The organism is Solimonas terrae (assembly GCF_011067135.1).
Lineage (GTDB): Bacteria > Pseudomonadota > Gammaproteobacteria > Nevskiales > Nevskiaceae > Solimonas > Solimonas terrae.
In genome coordinates this window covers 104,088-127,074 of sequence record NZ_JAAMOW010000008.1, presented here as the reverse complement: position 1 = coordinate 127,074, position 22,987 = coordinate 104,088, and the positions used below count along the sequence as shown (strand labels likewise).

Annotated in this window: 22 protein-coding genes; 5 read left to right on the top strand and 17 right to left on the bottom strand. The window is 66.0% G+C overall.

Annotated elements, in window-relative coordinates:
• Positions 1–24: 24 nt before the first annotated feature.
• From cmk to mtnA, 11 genes are all read right to left on the bottom strand, one after another.
• Complete coding sequence (gene cmk / locus G7Y85_RS15570; RefSeq protein ID WP_166259216.1) at positions 25–735, bottom strand: (d)CMP kinase; 711 nt, start codon at positions 733–735, stop codon at positions 25–27.
• On the bottom strand, positions 735–2,060 hold the full coding sequence (gene aroA, locus G7Y85_RS15565; protein WP_206675591.1) for a 3-phosphoshikimate 1-carboxyvinyltransferase: 1,326 nt from the start codon (positions 2,058–2,060) through the stop codon (positions 735–737). Before aroA ends, cmk begins: the two co-directional genes overlap by 1 nt.
• Positions 2,061–2,062: 2 nt before the next feature.
• Positions 2,063–2,932: a prephenate dehydrogenase gene (locus G7Y85_RS15560; RefSeq protein WP_166259213.1), complete on the bottom strand. Its 870-nt coding sequence runs from the start codon at positions 2,930–2,932 to the stop codon at positions 2,063–2,065.
• Positions 2,929–4,065, bottom strand: a complete 1,137-nt coding sequence (gene hisC, locus G7Y85_RS15555; protein WP_166259210.1) for a histidinol-phosphate transaminase — start codon at positions 4,063–4,065, stop codon at positions 2,929–2,931. The genes G7Y85_RS15560 and hisC overlap by 4 nt, the downstream gene beginning before the upstream one ends.
• Before the next feature lie 17 nt (positions 4,066–4,082).
• Entirely contained in the window at positions 4,083–5,186 is a 1,104-nt protein-coding gene (gene pheA, locus G7Y85_RS15550) for a prephenate dehydratase (RefSeq protein WP_166259207.1), read from the bottom strand.
• Positions 5,187–5,294: 108 nt separating this feature from the next.
• Positions 5,295–6,470, bottom strand: coding sequence for a phosphoglycerate dehydrogenase (locus G7Y85_RS15545; RefSeq protein ID WP_166259204.1), 1,176 nt, complete (start codon positions 6,468–6,470; stop codon positions 5,295–5,297).
• Positions 6,471–6,566: 96 nt separating this feature from the next.
• Positions 6,567–7,649: a 3-phosphoserine/phosphohydroxythreonine transaminase gene (serC, locus tag G7Y85_RS15540; protein WP_166259201.1), complete on the bottom strand. Its 1,083-nt coding sequence runs from the start codon at positions 7,647–7,649 to the stop codon at positions 6,567–6,569.
• Positions 7,650–7,690: 41 nt separating this feature from the next.
• Positions 7,691–8,089 (bottom strand): PIN domain-containing protein, encoded by a 399-nt coding sequence (locus G7Y85_RS15535; protein WP_166259198.1) that lies wholly within the window; start codon positions 8,087–8,089, stop codon positions 7,691–7,693.
• Positions 8,086–8,340 (bottom strand): ribbon-helix-helix domain-containing protein, encoded by a 255-nt coding sequence (locus G7Y85_RS15530; RefSeq protein WP_166259195.1) that lies wholly within the window; start codon positions 8,338–8,340, stop codon positions 8,086–8,088. The genes G7Y85_RS15535 and G7Y85_RS15530 overlap by 4 nt, the downstream gene beginning before the upstream one ends.
• An 83-nt stretch (positions 8,341–8,423) precedes the next feature.
• Positions 8,424–11,168, bottom strand: coding sequence for a DNA gyrase subunit A (gyrA, locus tag G7Y85_RS15525; protein WP_166259192.1), 2,745 nt, complete (start codon positions 11,166–11,168; stop codon positions 8,424–8,426).
• A gap of 194 nt (positions 11,169–11,362) precedes the next feature.
• A complete protein-coding gene (gene mtnA / locus G7Y85_RS15520; RefSeq protein ID WP_166259189.1) occupies positions 11,363–12,391 on the bottom strand; it encodes an S-methyl-5-thioribose-1-phosphate isomerase in 1,029 nt (342 codons plus the stop codon).
• 61 nt (positions 12,392–12,452) lie between these two features.
• Here mtnA and G7Y85_RS15515 point away from each other — a divergent pair, with 61 nt between their 5' ends.
• From G7Y85_RS15515 to G7Y85_RS15495, 5 genes are read left to right on the top strand one after another with little or no spacing between them, the layout of a single operon-like run.
• Positions 12,453–13,766: a TRZ/ATZ family hydrolase gene (locus tag G7Y85_RS15515; RefSeq protein ID WP_166259186.1), complete on the top strand. Its 1,314-nt coding sequence runs from the start codon at positions 12,453–12,455 to the stop codon at positions 13,764–13,766.
• Entirely contained in the window at positions 13,763–14,482 is a 720-nt protein-coding gene (gene ubiG, locus G7Y85_RS15510) for a bifunctional 2-polyprenyl-6-hydroxyphenol methylase/3-demethylubiquinol 3-O-methyltransferase UbiG (RefSeq protein WP_166259183.1), read from the top strand. Before G7Y85_RS15515 ends, ubiG begins: the two co-directional genes overlap by 4 nt.
• Complete coding sequence (locus tag G7Y85_RS15505) at positions 14,479–15,171, top strand: HAD family hydrolase (RefSeq protein WP_241696208.1); 693 nt, start codon at positions 14,479–14,481, stop codon at positions 15,169–15,171. The genes ubiG and G7Y85_RS15505 overlap by 4 nt, the downstream gene beginning before the upstream one ends.
• Positions 15,168–16,814, top strand: a complete 1,647-nt coding sequence (locus G7Y85_RS15500; RefSeq protein WP_166259180.1) for an EAL domain-containing protein — start codon at positions 15,168–15,170, stop codon at positions 16,812–16,814. Before G7Y85_RS15505 ends, G7Y85_RS15500 begins: the two co-directional genes overlap by 4 nt.
• A gap of 37 nt (positions 16,815–16,851) precedes the next feature.
• Positions 16,852–17,595 (top strand): SDR family NAD(P)-dependent oxidoreductase, encoded by a 744-nt coding sequence (locus tag G7Y85_RS15495; protein WP_166259177.1) that lies wholly within the window; start codon positions 16,852–16,854, stop codon positions 17,593–17,595.
• 7 nt (positions 17,596–17,602) lie between these two features.
• Here G7Y85_RS15495 and G7Y85_RS15490 read toward each other — a convergent pair whose 3' ends face one another.
• From G7Y85_RS15490 to G7Y85_RS15465, 6 genes are all read right to left on the bottom strand, one after another.
• Positions 17,603–18,718 carry a pseudouridine synthase gene (locus G7Y85_RS15490; protein ID WP_166259174.1) on the bottom strand — a complete coding sequence of 372 codons (1,116 nt, stop codon included), beginning with the start codon at positions 18,716–18,718 and terminating at the stop codon, positions 17,603–17,605.
• Between the two features lie 266 nt (positions 18,719–18,984).
• The gene (gene scpB, locus G7Y85_RS15485) at positions 18,985–19,794 is read right to left on the bottom strand and encodes an SMC-Scp complex subunit ScpB (RefSeq protein ID WP_241696207.1); all 810 of its coding nucleotides are present in this window, start codon (positions 19,792–19,794) and stop codon (positions 18,985–18,987) included.
• Positions 19,791–20,642 (bottom strand): segregation and condensation protein A, encoded by an 852-nt coding sequence (locus G7Y85_RS15480; protein ID WP_166259171.1) that lies wholly within the window; start codon positions 20,640–20,642, stop codon positions 19,791–19,793. Before G7Y85_RS15480 ends, scpB begins: the two co-directional genes overlap by 4 nt.
• Positions 20,639–21,124 carry a GNAT family N-acetyltransferase gene (locus tag G7Y85_RS15475; RefSeq protein ID WP_166259168.1) on the bottom strand — a complete coding sequence of 162 codons (486 nt, stop codon included), beginning with the start codon at positions 21,122–21,124 and terminating at the stop codon, positions 20,639–20,641. Before G7Y85_RS15475 ends, G7Y85_RS15480 begins: the two co-directional genes overlap by 4 nt.
• Positions 21,121–22,140, bottom strand: coding sequence for a tryptophan--tRNA ligase (gene trpS / locus G7Y85_RS15470; protein ID WP_166259165.1), 1,020 nt, complete (start codon positions 22,138–22,140; stop codon positions 21,121–21,123). The genes G7Y85_RS15475 and trpS overlap by 4 nt, the downstream gene beginning before the upstream one ends.
• Entirely contained in the window at positions 22,137–22,823 is a 687-nt protein-coding gene (locus G7Y85_RS15465) for a site-2 protease family protein (RefSeq protein WP_166259162.1), read from the bottom strand. The genes trpS and G7Y85_RS15465 overlap by 4 nt, the downstream gene beginning before the upstream one ends.
• Positions 22,824–22,987 lie beyond the last annotated feature (164 nt).

Below are 22,987 nucleotides of genomic sequence, written 5' to 3'. Positions count from 1 at the left end.
CGCCGAAACGGACGGAATACGGGCTTAGACGAACCGGGACCGCTGCAACAAGGCTTCGATTTTTTCCAGCACAGCTGCCGGTGGAAGTCCAGTCGTATCAACGACTTGCGCACCATCTGCCGGCTTCAAGGGGGCGATGGGGCGATTGCGGTCGCGCTCGTCTCGGGCGCGTATCTCCTCGCGAAGGGTCGCGATTCTAGCCTCAATCCCCTTTGCGCTCAACTGCTTGTGCCGACGCTGCGCACGCTCGTCGGCGCTCGCGTCCATGAAGATCTTCAGACGCGCATCCGGAAACACGATCGTGCCCATGTCGCGCCCGTCGGCGATCAGGCCCGGCGCTTCACGAAAATCACGCTGCTGCTGCAGCAGCGCCGCGCGCACCGGCGGCTGCGTCGCGATCAGCGACGCCAGTGCGCCGGTCGACTCCTTGCGCACATCATGCGTCCAGTCTTCGCCGTCGACGAGGATGGCTTCATCGTCCTCGGTCGTTCCGACGAAACGGATGCTGAGCCTTGCGGCCAGCGCGGCGAGCTGCTCACCCCGGTGCAGATCGATGTCGCGTCGGTGTCCGGCCAGCGCCAGGATGCGATACAGGGCGCCGCTGTCGAGACGGTGAAAGCCCAGCCGCTCGGCCAGCCAGCGCGTGACCAGCCCCTTGCCGACGCCGCTCGGGCCATCGACCGCGATGACCGGCGGCAGGCCCGCGGGTGTCGTGCCTGTGTTCGCCGTCGACATCAGGCCTCCGTCAGCGCAGCCAGCTGCGCGAAGTAATCGGGGAAGGTCTTGGCAACGCAAGCCGGCTCGTTGATACGCAGCGGCATCCCGCCGCAGGCGGCCAGCGAGAAACTCATCGCCATGCGGTGGTCGTCGTAGGTATCGATCGCGGCGCTGCGCAGGCTCGCCGGCGGCTCGATGCGCAGAAAGTCGGGCCCGGTGTCGACGACCGCGCCGAGCTTGGTCAACTCCGCAGCCATCGCCGCGATGCGATCAGTTTCCTTGACCCGCCAGCTGCCGATGTTGCGCAACACGCTGGGGCCATCGGCGAACAGCGCGACGACTGCGACGGTCATCGCCGCATCGGGAATGTGATTGAAGTCGGCGTCGATCGCCTTCGGCCGGAAGCCGTTCGCCAGCCCGGGCGAACGGACCTCGGTCCAGTCGTCGCCCTGCTCCAGCTGCGCACCCATCGCCGCCATCACCTCGGCGAAGCGCACATCGCCCTGCAGGCTGCTGCGGCCCATGCCGAACACGCGCACCGGACCACCGGCCAGCGCGCCGAGCGCCAGGAAATACGAGGCCGACGACGCATCGCCCTCGACCGCGAACGCGCCGGGCGCGCGATAACGCGCACCGGCCGGCACCGTGAAGCGCGGCGCCCCGGACGCGCCGACATCGCGCTGCACGGTGACGCCGAAGCGCTGCATCAGCGCGACGCTCAGATCGATGTACGGTTTGGAGATCAGCTCGCCATCGACCTCGATGACCAGATGGCGCTCGCGCGCCAGCAGCGGCGCGGACTGCAGGATGCCGGTCAGAAACTGGCTCGACGCATCGCCGCGCACGCGCACGGGCGCGTCGGCGCGCCCTTGTGCGGGTTCGATCGCCAGCGGCGGGTAGCCGTCCTGCTGCAGATAGTGAATCTGCGCACCGAGCGGCCGCAACGCGTCGACCAGATCGCCGATCGGTCGCTGATGCATGCGCGGCACGCCGGACAGCCGGTAGTGGCCGCCCATGAACGCGAGCACCGCCACCAGGGTGCGGATCGACAACCCGGAATTGCCGACGAAGAGCTCGGCCTCGCGCTTCGGAAACTGCAGCCCGCCCCGAACGCGCCAGGCACCAGCACCCTGCTCCTCGATGACCACGCCGCAAGCCTTCAGCGCCTCGCGCATGACGCGCGTGTCATCGGAATCGAGCAGGCCGCTCAATTGCGTCTCGCCGTCGGCCAGCGCCGCGAGCATCAATGCGCGAATCGACACGCTCTTCGAGCCTGGCAGGCGCAGCTCGCCACGCGCCGCACGAATCGGCGCCAGATCGAGGAACGGCGGCATCGCGCTCATGGTCATTCGATTTGCGTCAGATAGCGTTCGCGTGCAGTGCGGGCGCGCTCGAAGAGGGCTTTCATCTCGTCCCAGCGCGATTCACGCATCATCTGACGAATCTGCTGCAATTCGTCGATCTGACGGTCCAGCAGGCTGCCGACCGCGTCGGCATTGGCGCGCACGATGTCGTGCCACATCTGCGGTGAACTCGAGGCGATACGCGTGAAATCGCGAAAGCCGCCGCCGGCATTCGGAAAGATGTCGGTACTGTGTTCGAGCCGGTCGAGCATGTCGACAAAGCTGTAGGCCAGCACATGCGGCAGGTGCGAGGTCGCGGCGAAGATCGCATCGTGCTCGGCGGCGTCCATCTCGACGACCCGCGCACCGACCGCCTGCCAGAGCGTCGTTACCAGGGCGCGCGCGGCAGGATCTTGCCCGGCATGCGGCGTGACGATGACGCGATGCCTGCGGAACAGCTCGGCAAAGCTGTTGGCAACGCCGCTCTTCTCGGTCCCCGCGATCGGATGGGCCGCCACGAACCACGAGGGCAGACCGCCGCAGATGCTCGACACGTCGCGCAGCACCGACTGCTTGGTGCTGCCGACATCGCTGACGATCGCGCCGTCCTTGAGCCCGCCGACACAGCTGCGCAAGGCCTCGGCGGTATGCAGAACCGGCACCGCCAGCAGCACGACATCGGCATCCCGAACCGCAGCTTCGGCGCGGTCGAAAACCTGATCGACGACTCCCAGACGCAGGGCCAGCTCGCCTTGCGCCGGGTCCGGATCGAAGCCGGCAACGTGCTGCACCTCGCCGGCCGCGCGCAGCGCACGCGCGAACGAGCCGCCGATCAGGCCGAGGCCGACGATCGCGAGGCGGCGCACCCTCACGATGCTTTCAGCACCACGGTCAAGGCTTCGAGGAAGCGATCGTTCTCGGCCTGGGTGCCGACCGTGACGCGCAGGAACTGCGGCAGCTCGTAGGACGCCAGCGGCCGCACGATCACGCCCTGCTCCAGCAACCCTTGATGAATCGGTTTGGCATCGCGACCGAAACCGACCGTCAGGAAGTTCGCCTGCGATGGCAGCACGGTCAGTCCTTTCGCCTGCAGCGCCGCAGCCAGCCGCGCACGTTCGCGAGCGTTGAGTTCGACCGAGGCCTGCACGTAGTCCTGATCATCGAGCGCGACTTCCGCCGCCAGCAGCGCGAGGCTGTTGTTGTTGAACGGCTGACGAACGCGATTGAGCACGTCGGCCAGCGCGGCGCTCGACAGCGAGTAGCCGACCCGCAGGCCTGCCAGACCGTAGGCCTTGGAGAAGGTGCGGAACACGATGAGGTTCGGAAAACGATCGAGCCAGGCGCGCATGGCCGGTCGCAGTGCCGCATCCAGATACTCGAAATAGGCCTCGTCCAGCGCGACGATCACCGAACTCGGCGTCGCCGTCAGGAAGGCCTCGATCTCGCGCGGCTCCAGCACCGTGCCGGTCGGATTGTTCGGATTGGCGATGAACACCAGCGCGACGTCCGGATTCGCGGCCAGCGCCTTCGAGAACGCCGGCAGATCGTGACCGTAGGGCTGCGCGTCGGTTGCCGGCCGCGCCGGCACGACGACGGCGCGCGCATCCTGCGCCTGCGTGATGATCGAGTACACCGCAAACGCGTGCGCCGAATACAGCGCCGCCCGCCTGGGGCCGAGAAATACGCGCCCCAGCAGTTCGATGATGTCGTTCGAGCCGTTGCCGAGCGTGATGCGATCGAGTGCGATGTCGTGCATCGCGGCAATCTTTTGCTTCAGGCGATGGCCGCTGCCGTCCGGATACAGCGCCAGGTTCTCGCGCGCGACCGCCGCCGCCAGCGCCGCCTTGACCTTATCGCTGGCGCCGAGCGGATTTTCGTTGGAGGCGAGCTTGATCGCGTTCGACACGCCGAGCCGGCGCTGCAGCTCGTCGATCGGCATGCCCGGTGAATACGCTTCCAGGCTCAGTACGCCGCTAGCGGCGTTTTTCAGGGTTTGATCGGTCATGTTCTTGAACGGCGGGCTTACATCACGGCGCGCGGATACGAGCCGAGAATCTTGAAGAATGCGGCGTCGGAACGGATGGTTTCCAGTACCGCACGAACCTTGGGATCGGCGGCGTGACCGGCAAAATCGACAAAGAAGTAGTAGTCGGTGACGACCGAGTCGCGAACCTGCCGCGATTCGAGCCGGGTCAGGTCCAGACCGTTCTCGGCGAACGGCTGCAGCAGTTTGAACAACGCACCGGGCTGGTTGCGATGCGCCGTCATCACCACCGAGGTGATGTCGTTGCCGGAAATCTCCGGCTCCTGCTTGCCGAGCACGAGAAAGCGCGTCGTGTTGCTCGGGTCATCCTCGATGTTCGAGGCCAGGATGTTCAGGGCATTGATGCGCCCGGCCTGCAAGGACGCGATCGCCGCCGTGCCCTTGCCTTCGGCCGCCGCGCGTCGCGCCGCCTCGCCATTGCTGGAAACGACCTCGAGCTCGACTTTCGGCAGGCGCGCATCGAGCCATTTCCGGCATTGCGCGAACGACTGCGCGTGCGAATAGATCTTCGTCAGCCCGTCAAAGTCGCCCTGCATCGACAGCAGGTGATGATGCACCGGCAGGGTCACTTCGCCGCAGATGCGCAGCTTGGTGTGCACCAGCTCGTCCAGTGTGTGGCTGACCAGGCCGCCGATCGAATTGGCGACCGGCACGACGCCGTAGTCGGCGGCGCCGGTCTCGACGTCGCGGAAAATTTCGTCGATCGCGCGCGCCGGTCGCGCGGTCACGCTGTCGCCGAAATGCTTCTGGACCGCCGCCTGGGTATAGGTGCCTTCCGGCCCGAGATAGGCAATCGTCAACGGCGATTCCAGCGACAGGCAGACCGACATGATTTCGCGCATCAGACGCGCGATCGTCTCGTCGGTGAGCGGACCACCGTCCGGGCCGTGATTGCGCTCGATCGCGCGGCGCAGCACCTCGGCCTCGCGGGACGGCCGGTAGTGATTGCCGGTATCGCCCATCTGCTGCTTGATGTTCGCGACCGCCTGCGCGACGCGCGCGCGCTGCGAAATCAGCTTCTGGATCTGTTCATCGAGCGCGTCGATCTGCAGGCGCGCTTCGGGCAGGGTTTGCGGCACCATGGCGGGCTCTCGCTGCTCACATAAAGACAAAAGGCCGCGGATTTTACGATGATCCGCGGCCCCGTGCCGTTGTCGCATCGAGCCGGCGGCAGCCGGCCGAGCGGATCGCTAGCGTGCGGCGATCACCCGAATCGCCAGCACACCCGGGATTGCCGCGATTTCCTTGGCGGCGGCGTCGGTTTCACCGCTGTCGACATCGACGATCGTGTACGCCAGCCCACCGCGCGACTTGTTGAGCAGATCGGCGATGTTGAGGCCGCGCTTGGCCAGCGCCGTGGAGATCTGGCCGACCATGTTCGGCACATTCTCGTTGACGATGCACAGGCGCGTGGTACCCGGCAGCAGCGGCATCTGCGCTTCCGGGAAGTTCACCGAATTGCGGATCGTGCCGAGTTCGAGGAACTCGCGGATCTGGTCGGCCACCATGACCGCGCAATTGTCCTCGGCCTCACCGGTCGAGGCACCGAGGTGCGGCGTCGCGATCACGCGCGGGTGCCCCTTCAGCGCGTTCGACGGGAAGTCGCAGGCATAGGCATGCAGGCGGCCTTCGTCGAGCGCTTCGATGACTGCCTTTTCGTCGACGATGGCGTCACGCGCGAAGTTCAGGATCACGCCCTGCTTCTTCATCAGCTTGAGGCGATCCGCATTGATCAGGCCGCGCGTCGCGTCGAGCAGCGGCACGTGCACCGAGATGAACTGCGACTTCGACACCAGATCATCCACCGACAAGGCCTGCCGCACGCCCGAGTTCAGCTGCCAGGCATTCTGCACGGTCATCGCCGGATCGTAGCCCCAGACCGTCATGCCGAGTTCCAGCGCGGCATTGGCAACCTTGACGCCGATCGCGCCGAGACCGATCACGCCAAGCGTGCGACCCGGCAGTTCGAACCCGACGAACTTCTTCTTGCCGGCTTCGACCGCTTCGTGCATCGCCTTGTCGTCGCCATCGAGCTTCTTCACGAAATCGAGCGACGCCGGGATATTGCGCGCGGCCAGCAGCAGCGAGGCCAGCACCAGCTCCTTGACGGCATTGGCGTTGGCGCCCGGCGCATTGAACACCGGCACGCCGCGCTTGCTCATGGCGGCGATCGGAATGTTGTTGGTGCCGGCTCCGGCACGACCGATCGCCTTCACGGACGCCGGGATATCGAGCTTGTGCATGTCGGCCGAGCGCACGAGGATGGCATCCGGATTGGCGATCTCCGAGGCGACTTCGAAGCGGTCACGCGGCAGGCGCTCGAGGCCCAGCACGGAGATGTTGTTGAGGGTCTGGACTTTGAACATGGTGATCTTCCGGTAATGAGGTATGCGTCTTTCGCGGCTTGCGCCACTCCTGCAAATGCATCGCAGGAGCGGCGCAAGCCGCGACCAGCCCGTCCGTCAGGCGCGGATGCGGGCAAATTCCTTCATGTAATCGACGAGCTGCCGCACGCCTTCGAGTGTCATCGCGTTGTACAGCGACGCGCGCATGCCGCCGACCGAGCGATGGCCCTTGAGACCGGACAGCTCGGCGGCCTTCGCACCCTTGAGGAACTCGGCATCGAGTTCCGGGTTGGCCAGCGTGAACGGCACGTTCATGCGCGAGCGATCGGCCTTGGCCACCGGGTTGCGGTAGAAGTCCTGCGAATCGATGTAGTCGTACAGCAGCGCCGCCTTGGCCGCGTTGCGTTCGCCGACGCCCTTGAGCCCGCCGTTGTCCTTGATCCACTTGAAGACCAGACCCGAGACATACCAGGCAAAGCACGGCGGTGTGTTCAGCATCGACTCGTTGTCGGCCATCTGCTTGTAGTCGAAGATGCCCGGCGTGTTGGCGGCCGCCTGGCCGATCAGATCGTCGCGGACGATGACGATGGTCACACCCGACGGGCCGATGTTCTTCTGTGCGCCGGCGTAGATCAGGCCGTATTTGCTGACGTCGAACGGCCGCGACAGGATGTTCGACGACATGTCCGCGACCAGCGGCACCGCACCCGTATCGGGATCAGCCGCAAACTCGACGCCATGGATCGTCTCGTTCGAGGTGATGTGCACGTACGCCGCGCCCGGATCGAGCTTCCACGACGCGCGCGCCGGCACGTTCGCGAACTTGTCGGTCTCGCTGCTCGCGGCAACATTGACCTTGGCATAGCGCGCCGCTTCCTTGGCCGCCTTCTTGCCCCAGTCGCCGGTCAGCACGAAGTCGATGCCCTGCTTGCCGCGCAGCAGGTTCATCGGAATGAACGAGAACTGGCCGGTCGCGCCGCCCTGCATGAACAGCACCTTGTAGTTGGCCTGAATGCCCGCGACTTCGCGCAGATCGGCCTCCGCGGCCTGCGCAATGCTCATGAACTCCTTGTCGCGATGCGACATCTCCATCACCGACATGCCGCAGCCCTGCCAGTCCAGCAACTCCGCCTGCACCTGCTGCAGGACTTCGAACGGCAGAGTGGCCGGTCCGGCACTGAAATTGACGATGCGCTTCATGGGGGGCTCCTGTGGTGTTGTGTTGTCAGGGTTGCGGACCGCTACGACCAGGTTTCGATATCGAGATTCGGGACCGCGGCAAATGCCGAACCGCGGTCGGTCACCAGGGTCAGGCGGCGCGCCGTCGCGGTCGCCGCCAGCCACAAGTCCAGCGGCGCCAGCGTCTCGCCAGCGGCGCGCAGATAGCTGCCGATCACGACGGCCTGCTGCGCCTCGGCTGCGCCGAAATCGAGGCGATGCACGGCGCCGAGAAATTCCTTCAGCAACTTGCCGTAACGGGCCTGCGCTGCCGGCTTGAGTCGCAGCGCGATCTCGGCTTCGACCTGACTGAACACCGAGACGGCAACATCGCTCGGCTTCAGCGCCTGCAGCTTGAGCACGATCGCGAGATGCCCCCTGACGGCATCGGCGAGCACGCTGGCGTCGATCAGGTACTTCACCAGCGCGGTCCCGCGTCTTCGGCCGGCAAGGCTTCGCGCCAGGCCTGGAAATCGAGCGTATCTTCGGCAAGTTCCGGCGCGGGGTTGCTGAAATGGTTCTTCAGCGCCTGCGGCCAGTCCTTCTCCTCATTGCGCGCCAGCCAGTCCTGCACGGCCAGGGAAATGACACGATTGCGCGTCAGGCCGACGCGTGCCACCGCACGATTGAGCCGCGCAATCGTTTCGTCGTCGAAATGCACGCTGAAATTCATGGCGCGCAATATAACCTAACATATGATGTTAGTCACGGCGGTGCATAAAAAAGGCGCTGTAGCGCCTTCTTTATGAATCGCTTTTATTCTACCGCCGCATCGTCTCCGGCATCGTCGTCGAGCGCGTCCGGCACGATTTCCGGCGCCGCAGCGCCGTCGCCGGCCCCGACGGCCGCGGCCGCTTCGGCGACCAGCTCGTCGTCATCCTCGGCCAGAATGCGGTCGATGCCGACCAGACGGCTATCGTCCTGAGGCCGCATCAGACGCACACCTTGCGTGTTGCGGCCCATCGAGCGCACGTCGGTGGTGCGGAAGCGGATCAAGTTGCCGTCCTCGGCGATCAACATGACTTCGTGACTGTCGTCGACTGTCACCGCGCCGATCAGGCGGCCGGTCTTGTCCGACAGCGCCTGACCGATGACACCTTGCCCGCCGCGACCGCGCCTCGGGAACTGCGCGATCGGCGTACGCTTGCCGTAACCGAACTCCGAAACCGTCAGGATGTCGCCGGCTTCGGCGACAATCAGGGCGATGACGCGCGCGCCGTCGGCCAGGACATTGCCGGATTCGTCGCCACCGTCCTCGCTCACGTCGACGGCCTCCTCTTCGCCGGCGTCTTCGCCGGCCGCAAAGGTCTTCAGCAAGCGCATGCCACGCACGCCGGTGGCCCCGCGGCCCATGCTGCGCACATCGTTTTCGTTGAAACGGATCGCCCGGCCGGCGTCGGAGATCAGGATGATGTCGTCGTCGCCGCCGGTCTGCGCGACGCCGACCAGTTCGTCATCGACCCGCAGATCGACCGCGATGATGCCGTTGCTGCGCACATTCTGGAACGCCGACAGCTCGGTCTTCTTGACGGTCCCGCGTCGTGTCGCCATGAACACGAACTTGGCATCCTCGAAGGTCTTGATCGCCAGCACCGCGTTGATCTTCTCGTCGGCGTCCAGCGGCAGCATGTTGTTGAACGGCTTGCCGCGCGAACCACGCGAACCGGTCGGCAGCTCGAACACACGCAGCTTGTAGCACTTGCCGAGGCTGGAGAAGCACAGCAGCGTGTCATGCGAATGCGCGACCCAGAGACGATCGACGAAATCCTCCTCCTTGGTCGTTGCCGCGATCTTGCCGCGACCGCCGCGCTTCTGTGCCTGGTACTCGTCGAGCGCAACCGCCTTCACGTAACCCTCGTGCGACAGGGTCACGACCATGTCCTTCGGCACGATCAGGTCTTCGTGGGCAATGTTCAGCGCCGCGTCGGTGATCTCGGTGCGACGCGCATCGCCGAACTGCTCCTTGAGCTCCAGCAGCTCGCCGCGAATCACGTCCAGCAGGCGTGTTTCCGAACCGAGGATATCCAGGTAGTCGAGGATGGATTCGATCAGTTCCTTGAACTCGGCGTGAATCTTGTCCTGCTCCAGGCCGGTGAGGCGGTGCAGGCGCAGATCGAGGATCGCCTGGGCCTGCGCTTCCGAAAGCCGGTACTTCTGCCCGCCCGGCCCGTCGACGATACCGAAGTCCGCTGCCAGATCGGATGGCCGCGATGCGTGCGCGCCGGCACGTTCGAGCATCGCCGTGACCGGCCCCGGATTCCAGTTGCGCGACATCAGTCCGGCCTTGGCTTCCGCCGGCGACGGCGAGTGCCGGATCAGCGCGATGATCTCGTCGATGTTGGCCAGCGCCACCGACAGGCCTTCCAGCACATGAGCACGTTCGCGTGCCTTGCGCAGCAGATAGCGCGTGCGACGGGTGACGACTTCGCGGCGATGACGGACGAAGATCTCGAGCAGCTGCTTGAGGTTCAACAGGCGCGGCTGACCGTTGTCGAGCGCGACCATGTTGAAGTTGAAGCTGTCCTGCAGCTGCGTGTAGCGGAACAGGTTGTTGAGCACCACGTCGGCGTTTTCGTTGCGGCGCAGTTCGATCACCATGCGCATGCCGGACTTGTCCGACTCGTCGCGCAGCTCGGTGATGCCCTCGACCTTCTTTTCCTTGACCAGCTCGGCGATCTTCTCGAGCAGGCGCGCCTTGTTCACCTGATACGGCAGCTCGGTGACGATGATCGCCTGCTTGTCGTGTCCGATATCCTCGAAATGCGTGCGCGCCCGCACGATGATGCGACCACGTCCGGTGCTGTAGGCATCGACCAGTCCGGCCGCGTCGAGCAGCAGGCCGGCGGTCGGAAAGTCCGGCGCCGGAATGTGCGTCATCAGCTCGCTGATTTCGATCGCCGGATTGTCGATCAATGCGATGCAGCCGTCGACGACTTCGTTGAGGTTATGCGGCGGGATGTTGGTCGCCATGCCGACGGCGATGCCGGACGCGCCGTTGATCAACAGTTGCGGCACCTTGGTTGGCAGCACCGAGGGCTCCTGCTCGGAGCCATCGTAGTTCGGCTGGAAGTCGACCGTGTCCTTGTCGAGATCGGCGAGCAGCTCGTGGGTGAGCTTCTTCATGCGCACTTCGGTGTAACGCATGGCCGCCGGGAAGTCGCCGTCGACCGAGCCGAAGTTGCCCTGACCGTCGACCAGCAGGTAGCGCATCGAGAAATCCTGCGCCATGCGCACCATGGTGTCGTACACCGAGGCATCGCCGTGCGGGTGGTACTTACCGATCACGTCACCGACGATGCGCGCCGATTTCTTGTACGGCTTGTTGAAGTCGTTGCCGAGTTCCTTCATCGCGAACAGCACGCGGCGGTGCACGGGCTTCAGGCCGTCGCGCGCATCGGGCAATGCGCGGCCGACGATGACACTCATCGCATAGTCGAGATATGAACGCTTCATCTCGTCTTCGAGATTGACGCTGAGAATTTCCTTGGCGAAATCAGTCATGGAGCTCGGTCACAATTCGGGCATCTGCCCCGCTCGCGCGGGGCCGTATCTAAGGATCGTCAATGCAGTTTCGAATGGCGGAAAATGCAGCCGCCGAAGGCGCTCGATGCAGCTCTTGTTTTGACGCGAAATTGTAACACGAACACGGGCTTGGCACCGATTTTCGGCACCGCCGCGCGACTTGACTTTACCGCTCAGCTGAGGACCGGAAGCACCCGCTCCCGCGTCGGCTTTTCGATCACGCCGCGCTCGCAGACGATGGCGTCGATCAGCGCCGCCGGCGTGACGTCGAACACCGGATTGAAGGCATCGAAGCCGGCCGGCGCAATCGCCGCGCCGCGGAACTCGGTCAGCTCCGCAGCCGCCCGTTCCTCGATCGGAATGTGCGCCCCGTCCGGGCAATGCAGATCGAAGGTCCCGCTCGGCGCCACGACCATGAACTTGACGCCATGACGACGCGCGGCGACCGCCAGCGCATAGGTGCCGATCTTGTTCGCCGTGTCGCCGTTGGCGGCAATGCGGTCGGCACCGACGATCACCCAATCGATCTTCTCACGGCTCATCAGATGGGCAACCGCGCCGTCGGCAACCAGCTTTGCCGGGATGCCCTCCTGCTGCAGTTCCCAGGCGGTCAGTCGCGCGCCCTGCAACCAGGGCCTGGTCTCGGTGTTGTAGACACGCACGACGCGACCCTGTGCGTATGCGGTGCGGATCACGCCGAGCGCCGTCCCGTGCCCGCCGGTTGCCAGCGCACCGGTATTGCAGTGGGTGACGATCTGCGCGCCGGGCGCGATCAGCGCCGCGCCGAAAGCGCCCATCTGCAGGTTCTGCGCGAGGTCTTCCTGGTGGATGCGGATCGCCTCGGCTTCGAGCAGGCCGACATCGGCGTGCTGTTCCCATTGGCGCTGCATGCGCTCCAGGGCCCAGCGCAGATTGACCGCAGTCGGCCGTGATGCAGCCAGCGTCGCGACCGCCGCGGGCATCGCCGCCGCATTGTCGCGCAGGGCCAGCACCAGCCCGTAGGCGGCGGCAATTCCGATCGCCGGCGCACCGCGCACCGCCATGCCGTGAATCGCCGCGGCGACGTCCTCGGCGCTGCGGCAGTCGAGATAGCACAGCTCGCCCGGCAGCACGCGCTGGTCGAGCAGCGCCAGATGCGTGCCCTTCCAGACGATCGGTGTGACGGATTCGACGCGCGCGACGCTGGTCTTGACGGCGGACATGAAGGGCTCGGTTAAACTTCGCGGACCCGAATTCTACCCTTGCCTTCTTTTCAAATCCGTCATGCAGACCGTAGACCTGCTGCTCGCGCCGCGCTGGCTGGTGCCGATCGAACCCGAAGGCGTGGTTCTCGAAGACCATGCGCTGCTTGCCGATGGCGGGCGCATCGTCGCCGTGCTGCCGCTGGGCGAGGCGCGGGCACGTTACGCGCCACGCCAGACCATCGAGTTGCCGCAACACGCGCTGCTGCCAGGATTCGTCAATCTGCACACCCATGCGGCGATGAGCCTGCTGCGCGGCATCGCCGACGACCTGCCGCTGATGGACTGGTTGCAGAACCACATCTGGCCCGCCGAAGGCGCGCACGTCAGTTCCGGCTTCTGCGAAGACGGCCTGCGTCTGGCCTTCGCCGAGATGATCCGCGGCGGCACGACCTGCGTGAACGACATGTACTTCTTCCCGGACGCAACCGCGCGCGTCGCCCGTGAAGCCGGCCTGCGGGCCAGCGTCGGCCTGATCGTGTTCGACTTTCCGACTGCCTGGGGCAGCGGTGCCGACGACTACATCCACAAGGGTCTCGCTCTGCACGACCAGCTTCGCAGCGAACCGCTGATCCGCACCGTGTTCGCGCCGCACGCGCCGTACACCGTGTCCGACGCACCGCTGCTGAAAGTGCGCCAGTACGCCAACGAACTCGGCATCGGCATCCACATGCACGTGCATGAAACCGCACACGAGATCGAAACCGCAATCGCCAGTACCGGCAAGCGGCCGTGGGCGCGACTGCGTGATCTGGAACTGCTCGGTCCGGATTTCATCGCCGTGCACATGACGCAGCTGACCGACGAGGAAATCGACGACGCGGCGCGGCATGGCGTGCACATCGCTCATTGCCCGGAATCGAATCTGAAACTGGCGAGCGGCTTCTGTCCGGTCGACAAGCTGCTGCGCGCCGGCGTCAACGTCGGTATCGGCAGCGATGGCGCCGCGAGCAACAACGACCTCGACCTGCTCGGTGAAATGCGCAGCGCCGCGCTGCTCGCCAAGGCGGTCGGCGGCAATCCGGCAGCACTTGCCGCACCGGCGGCACTGAAGATGGCGACGCTGGCCGGCGCCAGGGCACTTGGCCTCGACAGCGAGATCGGCTCGTTGCTCGCCGGCAAATCCGCCGATTGCATCGCGATCGATCTGAGCGCCAGCGCGACCCAGCCGGTCTACAACGTGCTGTCGCAGATCGTCTACGCTGCCGGCCGCGATCAGGTCAGCGACGTGTTCGTTGCCGGCCGCGCGCTGCTGCGCAACCGCCAGCTCACCACCATCGACGAAGCGGCGGCAATCGCGCGCGCCGCCGAATGGCAACGGAAGATCCGCCCATGACCAGCAAACACGCCAGCGCCAACGTCGACGCTCGCGAAATCGCCAACTTCGATCGCCTCGCCTCGCGCTGGTGGGACCCGCGTGGCGAGATGGCGACCTTGCATCAGATCAACCCGCCACGCGTGCGCTATGTCGAGCAATGCGTCGGCGGCCTCGACGGCAAGCGCGCGCTCGATGTCGGCTGTGGCGGCGGCCTGCTCAGCGAGGCGCTGTGCGCCGAAGGCGCCGCCGTACTGGGGATCGACATGGCGGCCGAGCTGATTGATGTCGCGACGCTGCACGCACTCGAATCCGGACGCCGGCCCGAGTACCGGCGGATCGCCGCCGAGGCACTGGCCGCCGAACAGCCGGCGAGCTTCGATCTGGTGTGCTGCATGGAAATGCTCGAACACGTGCCGGAGCCGGCATCGGTGATCACCGCCTGCGCGCAGCTGGTCAAACCCGGTGGCGACGTGATCTTCTCGACGATCAACCGTCATCCCAAGGCCTTCGCGCTGGCCGTGGTCGGCGCCGAATACGTCATGAACCTCGTGCCGCGCGGTACTCACGAATACGAGAAGTTCATCCGTCCGTCCGAGCTCGACGGCTGGGCGCGCCATGCCGGCCTCGATGTGCTGGGCGTCAAGGGCCTGCGATACAACCCGATCCTGAAATCGGCGCGCCTGAGCGACGATCTCGACATCAATTACTTCATGCACTGCCGGCGACCCGCATGAACATGGCCAGCCCCGATCACCCGATCACGCGCAGCGTGCCCAGGGCCGTGCTGTTCGACCTCGACGGCACGCTGGTCGACACCGCACCGGACCTTGGCCATGCCGCCAATCTGGTACGCGCAGAGCTGGGCCGGCCGCCGCTGCCGCTGGCCGACTACCGGCCGGTGGCTTCGGCCGGTGCGCGCGGCCTGCTCGGCAAGGCCCTGCAGATCACACCCGAGCACGCCGATTTTCCGGCCCGCCGCGATCGCTTCCTGGAACTGTATCGCGCCAACCTGACGCGCCAGTCGCGTCTGTTCGACGGCATGGACGTGCTGTTCGCGGCAATCGCAGCCAGCGGCGCGCGCTGGGGCATCGTCACCAACAAGCCGGCCTGGCTGACGACGCCGCTGCTCGCCGGTCTGCATCTCGATCGGCAGGCGGCGTGCGCGGTCAGCGCCGATCAGGTTGCCCGCGCCAAGCCGGCACCCGACTCGCTGCTGCACGCCTGCGAGCTGCTGTCGCTGGCGCCGACCGAGTGCTGGTATGTCGGCGACGACAAGCGTGACATCACCGCCGGACGCGCGGCCGGCATGATCACGGTCGCTGCCGACTGGGGTTATCTGGGCGCCGACGGACCGATCGACAGCTGGGGCGCCGACTACATCGCGCGTTCGCCGCAGGAACTCGCCGGCTGCTTGCGCTCATGAGCTGGCGCTCTCCGGCACAAGGCGGCCTGCAAAGCCTCGACACGATGGCGCAGCTGCTGCGCGGGCGCGCCAATCGCTACGCGTGGTTCGGCCTGCTGGTCGCCGGACTGACGATCGTCGCGGCGACCCTGCTCAGCTGCCAGTACGAACAGGGCGACTACAGCTGGGCCGGTCTGCTGACCACGCAACAGAGCAATCCGGCCTTGTGGGCGCTCGACGCGATGCCGCTGATCTTCCTGATCTGGGGCCAGTACATCGGCAGCGTGATGTCGTATCAGGCCGGCGCGATGGTGCTCGACGAAACCCGCGAGTTGCGTGATGAAGCCAATCGCCTGCAGTACGAGCTGAGCCGGCAACCGGTCGCCGGCCACGCGATGGGCCTGCCGAACCGGCACACGCTGATCGGCGCGATCAACCGCAGCATCAACAAGCCGACACGCAAACCCGGCAACTTCGCGGTGCTGGTGCTGACCACCGAGCACTATCACGAGATCGCGCAGGCGCACGGCGAAACCGCCGCCGCCCAGTACATCTCGCAGCTGGGCGAACGCCTGCGCAGCGTGGTCGACAGCGACGACACCCTGGCTCACTTCGGTCATGACGACTTCGGCATCGTGCTGGCGCAGGCGCAGGACGAAGCCGGTGCGCGTCACCTCGCCAGCCGCGTACAGCTCGCCCTCGATGTGCCGATCACGATGGGGCGCAGCGCATTTTCGCTGCGCGCCAGCATCGGCATCGCGCTGTATCCGATGCACGGCCCCGACGCCGAAACCCTCTTGCGTCACGCAGAGACCGCCAAGTACGCCGCCGTCGCCGCGCGCCGCGACTATCTGGTTTACGAAGCCTCGCTCGACGACGCCCGCACCGAAAACTCGCGCCTGATCGCCGAACTGCACGGTGCCCTGTACAACGACGGCCTCGCCGACGAGTACCAGCCGCAGATTCCGCTGCGCGACGGCCTGCCGCGGCGTCTGCGTCTGTTGCCGTACTGGGAGCATCCGCGGCGCGGCCGCCTCGCCGAAGCCGACTTCCTGCATCTGCCGGATCGCCTCGGTCTCGTGCACGGCCTGACGACCTGGCTGCTGCGCGAAGGCCTCGGCCATCTGTCGCGGTGGCGTGCCGGCGACGCCACCGATCTGCAACTCGTGCTGCGTCTGCCCGACGCGGCGCTGCGCGAACTCGGCTTCGTCGATCTGATCCGCCGCATGCTGCAGTCGCACGACCTGCCGGGCTCGGCGCTGGTCATCGAATTCAGCGAAGCCGCACTGATGCAGGCCAACGCCACGCAGCGCGCACAGCTGGCGGCGCTGCGCCAGTCGGGCATCCAGCTGTGTCTGACCGGCGTCGGCGCACCCGGTGCCTCGGCCATGACATCGCTGTACTACCCGATCGACGAGTGCCGACTCGCGCCGGGGATCATCGATCGCGCGGCGCGCGAACCGCTGGCGCAGGACGCCCTGCAGAAGACCATGGAGCTGCTGCGCCTGCTGAAGCTGCGCGTCGTTTCCTCGGCGGTCGACAGCGAACCGCAACACCGGCTCGCCGAATCGCTGGGCGGTGACTACGCCGAAGGTCTCAGCTATCGCGCCGCCCTGACACCGCAAGCGGTCGAGCGCTGGCTGCATCCACGCGCCGCCGTCTGAATCCTTCTTTTCCACTTTCACGAGCCGACACGCCGCAATGGCCGCGACCCTGCCTGCCTCCTACACACCGCCCGCCGATCTGCTCAAGGGCCGCCACATCCTCATCACCGGTGCCGGCGACGGCCTCGGCCGCGTCACGGCGCTGGCCTGCGCGCAACACGGCGCGACCGTGATCCTGCTCGGTCGCACGATCCGCAAGCTCGAAGCCGTCTACGACCAGATCGGCGCAGCCGGCGGATCGGCCGCGATCTATCCGCTCAATCTCGCCGGTGCCACCTGGGCCGACTACTTCGAACTGGCGAGCACGATCGAGCGCGAGTTCGGCGGCCTCGACGGCCTGCTGCATTGCGCCGCGCACTTCAAGGCCTTCACGCCGCTGTACGACGTCGAGCCCAAGGAGTGGGTCGAAAGCCTGCAGGTCAATCTGACGGCGGCCTATTCCCTCACCCGTCATTGCCTGCCGCTGCTGAGCAAGGCGGCCGACGCGTCGATCGTGTTCACCAGTGATCGCAGCGGCCGCGAACCACGACCCTTCGCCGGCATCTACGGCATCGCCAAGGCCGGCGTCGAACAGATGGCGCAGATGTGGGCGAGCGAGCTGCAGTCCAGTCCGAAGCTGCGCATCAACAGCTACAACCCCGGTCCGCTGCGCACCGAACTGCGTCTGAAAGGCTACCCGGGCGAGCTGATCGAGGAATCACCGTTGCCGGAGACGGCGACACCGGCACTGCTGTGGCTGCTCGGTCCGGACAGCCGCGGCGTCAGCGGCCAGCGACTCTAGCGCCCTGTCAGCGCCGCGTGCGCGGCGGACGCCTGGGCTTCTGCGGCGGGCTCGCCGGTCGGTCATCGCGGCGTCGGCTTGCCGGTTTTCCCGCCCCCGCACTGCGCGGCGATGACGCGCGCGCTGGCGCTGCCGATTTGCCGCCGCCCGAACGCGACGCCGGGCGAGCGTCGCCGCTTGCACGTCCGGGACGCGCATCGCGCGCCTTCGCGCCGGCACGCACCGCGTCGCGCGACGCGCGACGCGGACGTCCGTCATCGGCTTCCTCGCGATCGTCGGCACGGCGACGGCGTGGCGCTGGTGGCTTGCCGGCAACATGCCGCGCTCCCGACTTGCCGCCGCGGACGGGTTTGCGCCCTGCATCGAGTCCGGCATCGGCCTCGCTCAGGCGCACCGCATCGAGCAAGGCCAGCAGTTCGGCCGGTGTGGCTTCGCGCGCGGTGCCGGACTTGATCCCGCGACCGAGCTCGACCGGCCCGTAGCTGATGCGAATCAGGCGGCTGACCTGCAGCTTCTGCGATTCGATCAGGCGCCGCACGAGCCGGTTGCGGCCCTCGCGCACGGTTACGTGGAACCACTGGTTGGCGCCCTCGCCGTCCTCGTTGACGCCCGCTTCGACGCGTTCGAATTTCGCCTTGCCGTCTTCGAGTTCGACACCGGCCTTCCAGCGTGCGATCACCGCATCGTCGACCGTGCCGAGAATGCGGACCGCGTAGGTGCGCGGCACTTCGAAACTCGGATGCGTCAGACGACGCGCCAGCTCGCCGTGATTGGTGAACAACAGCAGGCCCGAGGTATTGATGTCGAGGCGACCGATCGCGATCCAGCGACCGCTGCCGAGTTTCGGCAGCTTGCGGAACACCGTGCGACGACCTTCCGGATCGTCGCGGGTGACGAGTTCGCCCGTGCGCTTCTTGTAGATCAGCACGCGTGCCGGTTCGGCCTTGCGTTGCATCGCGATCGAACGCCCGTCGATCCGCACCTTGTCGTCCTGGTCGATGTGCTGGCCCGCCTCCGCCGGCTTGCCATTCACTTCGATGCGGCCGTCCTCGACCATGCGCTCGACTTCGCGGCGCGATGCGACACCCAGCGTTGCCAGAAACTTCTGGATTCTTTCACTCACGGCACGTCCTCCCGACGTTCCTGCGCAGCAGCCGTGATGGCCGCGCGCCCTGCTTGCGGCGCCTAGTGCCTGTCGACGCCGATGGCGTCGCTGTCGTGGTATCCGGCCCGTTTTGCCGCATCGTTGCGTCTCTCGTGGCTCATGTACATCACGTACACCTCACTACCTCGTTGCTTGCGCTGCGGCAAGGCGGACTCGGCCACGGCGATGTCACGAGTGTTACAGGCCCCAGGAACCCTCCGTCGGCGCTGTCACGACCAATGCGCTCAGTGCACGGTCGGCGGCTCGTCTTCGCCGGCGTCCGGCAGGTCTTCCGCGTCGTCCCCATCCTCGTCGCCGAGATCGAAGTCTTCGTCGCGGAACTCGTCCGGCGAAAACTCCAGATCCTCGTCGCTCAGGACCGGCGGATGTGCGTCGTCACCGCCATCGGCAAGCGGATGTGCCGGCGTTTCGTGCAGTTGCTCGCCCAGCCTTTCGAGGGCGGCTTCGAGCTGCTGCGCGTCCTTGATTTCCGGCAGTGACGGCAGATCGTCGAGCGAGCGCAGGTTGAGATCGTCGAGCAGCTGATGCGTGGTGCCGAACAACGAAGGCCGGCCCGGCACTTCCTTGACACCGACTTCGCGTATCCAGCCGCGATCCAGCAGCGTGCGGATGATGTTCGGCGACATCGCCACGCCGCGCACGTCCTCGATCTCGCCGCGCGTCACCGGCTGTCGATAGCAGATCAGCGCCAGGGTTTCGAGCAGCGCGCGCGACAGGCGCGGCGGCTTTTCCTGATACAGACGTGCAACCCATTCGGCATATTCGCGCCTGACCTGGATGCGCCAGCCGCTCGCGACTTCGGAAAGCTCCGCGGCGCGCGACTCCAGATCTTCCGACAGCCGCGCCAGCGCATCACGGATGTCCTTCCGGGTAACGCCGAGATCGTGGCCGAGCATGCGCTGCAGCTGCTCGGTCGGCAGCGGCTGCTCGGAGGCGAGCAGCAGGGCTTCGAGGATGCGGTCGAGCTGCGCAATGCGTGCATCGGCGGTGTTCTGGATGTCGAGATCGGCTTGCGCGTCGGTCTGTTCGTTCATGCGTCTGCTCCTTCGAGTTCGTCGACCGCAGCCGCGCGCGGGCGCGGCGGCATCACCATCAGCGGTGCGAACGGGCTGTCCTGTTCGATGTCCAGCATCGCCGAGCGCGCCATCTCGAGGATCGCGAGGAAACAGACGACGACACCGAGCCGGCCCTCCTCGGGATCGACCAGCTCGCCGAGCGTCGCCGGACCCTGCTGGATGCGCGACAGGATGTGGGTCATGCGTTCACGCACCGACAGCGGTTCACGTGAAATCTCGTGATGCTTGTACAGCGCCGCGCGTTCCATGATGTCGCGGAACGCCAGCACCAGTTCGCGCAGGCTCGGCATCGGCAGCTGCGCGGTGGTCGGGATCACTTCCGGACGTGCCTGCGCCAGGTGCAGATCGCGACCGATGCGCGGCAGCTTCTCGATGGCCTCGCCGGCGCTCTTGAAGCGCTCGTACTCCTGCAGGCGGCGCACGAGTTCCATGCGCGGATCGCCCTGTTCCTGCGCCTCGTCCGGCGGTGGCCTGGGCAGCAGGATGCGCGACTTGATCTCGGCGAGCAGCGCCGCCATCACCAGATACTCGGCGGCGAGCTCGAGCTTCATGTCGCGCATCAGACCGATGTACTGGATGTACTGCTGGGTGATCTTCAGGACCGGAATGTCGAGGATGTTGAGATTCTGGCGGCGGATCAGGTACAGCAGCAGATCGAGCGGCCCCTCGAAGGCTTCGAGGAAAACCTCCATCGCATCCGGCGGAATGTACAGATCCTCCGGCATCTTCTCCATCGCCAGCCCATGAACCTTGGGCAGGCGTACGGTCTCGGCTTCGGCGACCGCGTCCTGTACTTCTTCGCTCATGTGCTCACGGCCTCGCGCTCCCAGTACCAGACGATGCCATCCTGGGGGTGATGCAGACTGTCGCGCAAGCGAAACCCGAGCCGGCGCAGGATGCGCGTCGGCGCGCTTTCCTTCGATGCCGTCTGCGCGCTGATGATCAGCGAGGCATCACTGCGTTGCACGAGCTCGATCAGCTTCTGCGTCATCGCCGTGGCGATGCCGCGGCCCTCGTAATCCTCGAAGGTGTAGCAGGCGATCTCGACCTTGTCGTCCTTGGGCGGCGCCTTGAACGCGCAACTGCCCACCACTTCGCCGGCGGCGAACGCGAGATAACCGATCCACGGCGGCGCAAAGCCCTCCGCGCCGTAGAGCTGCAAGGTGCCGTCGAGCACCTCGCGCGCGTCCGGCGACAGTTCGGCCGGACAGAACGCCGGTGCGCCATCTTCGAGGATCGCGATCAGGCGCAGATCGTCGGCGCGGATCGGCAGACCACGCAGAGTCATTGCGGGATGAAGCCCAGCGCTTCGTGCACCTGCAGCAGCGTCGCGTCGGCCTTGGCCGATGCCGCCTCGGCGCCGGCACGCAGCACCTTGCGCAGACCTTCGGTGTCGTCACGCACGGCGCGGTATTTTTCCTGCACCGGCTTCAAGCATTCGACCACGGCATCGGCGCAGGCCTGCTTGAACTTGCCGTAACCCTGACCGTTGTAGCGCTCGACGATCGCATCGAAGGACTCGCCGGTGGTTGCCGACAGAATCGACATCAGGTTGGTGACGCCGGGCTTCTCGGCGATGTCGTAACGGATCTCGTTGCCAAGGTCCGTTACCGCGCGCTTGAGCTTGCGCGTGATCACGTCCGGCTCGTCGAGCAGGTAGATCGCATTGGTCTCGGCATCGTCCGACTTCGACATCTTCCTGGTCGGCTCCTGCAGGCCCATGATGCGCGCGCCGACCGGCGGAATCATCGGCTCCGGCACCGTGAACACCGGTCCGTGCACGTTGTTGAAGCGCATCGCCACGTCGCGCGTCAGTTCCAGATGCTGCTTCTGGTCGTCGCCGACCGGTACCTGCTGCGCCTGATAAAGCAGGATGTCGGCGGCCATCAGCACCGGATAGTCGAAAAGGCCGGCGTTGATGTTGTCGGCATGCTTGGCGCTCTTGTCCTTGAACTGCGTCATGCGGTTGAGCTCGCCCATCTGCGTGTAGCAGTTGAGAATCCAGGTCAGGCGCGAATGCGCCGGCACATGGCTCTGCACGAACAGCGTGTTGTGCGCCGGATCGAGACCGCAGGCGATGTACAACGCGAGAAATTCATAGCAGCGCTCGCGCAGCACTTTCGGATCCTGGCGCACCGTGATCGCGTGCAGATCGACCAGCATGTAATAGCAGTCGAAGCGGTCGTTGAGCTGCACCCAATTCTTCAGGGCGCCCAGATAATTGCCGATCGTCAGGCGGCCTGACGGCTGGATGCCGGACAGGACCACCGGTTTGCCGGAGGCGGGTTTGGTATTGAGAGTCACGAGCCGGATAACAGGACAGTGCTCGAATTCAGACCGAGCAGGGAATAGAGGGAAAATTCGGCGATCGCCAGTGGCCAGTACATGATCGCGCCGAGCAGTCCGGGGATCAGCACCAGACCGAGCAGGATGAACATGCCGTAGCGCTCGAGCTTGGCGAACTGGAAGGCCGCTCGCGCCGGCAGCAGGCCGGTCAGTACGCGACCGCCGTCCAGTGGCGGCAGCGGAATCAGGTTCAACACCATCAGCACCAGATTGATGACGATGCCGGCGACCGACATGTAGCGCACGCCCATCCAGACCCCTTCGGCGGCGCCGACCGCGAGCGCCAGCTTCAGCAGCAGACCCCAGCCGATCGCCATCGCCGCGTTCGACAGCGGACCGGCCGCGGCGACGATCGCCATGTCGCGGCGTGGATTCTTCAGATTGCGGTAGTCGACCGGCACCGGCTTGGCCCAGCCGAACAGGAATCCGCCCAGCATCAGCAGAATGCCCGGCACGAGGATGGTACCGACCGGGTCGATGTGGCGAATCGGGTTGAGGCTGAGGCGACCGAGCATCTGCGCAGTGCGATCACCGAGCGCACGCGCCGCGTAGCCGTGCGCGGCCTCGTGCACGGTGATGGCGAAGATGACCGGCAGGGCCCAGATGGCGATTTTCTGGACCAGGGTGAATTCCATGGGCATGCGCCGATTATATCGTGCTCGCTCCGTTCGCCGGCCCGGTGAACGAAACGCCGCACGGCTTCGAGTTCGCCCACACCGGACACGCCACGGGCCGGGCCGGCATCCCGCTCAGCCGGGCGACGGCGCCCTGCGTCGCCGCCGTCTCGTCGCACATCGCTCCGCCG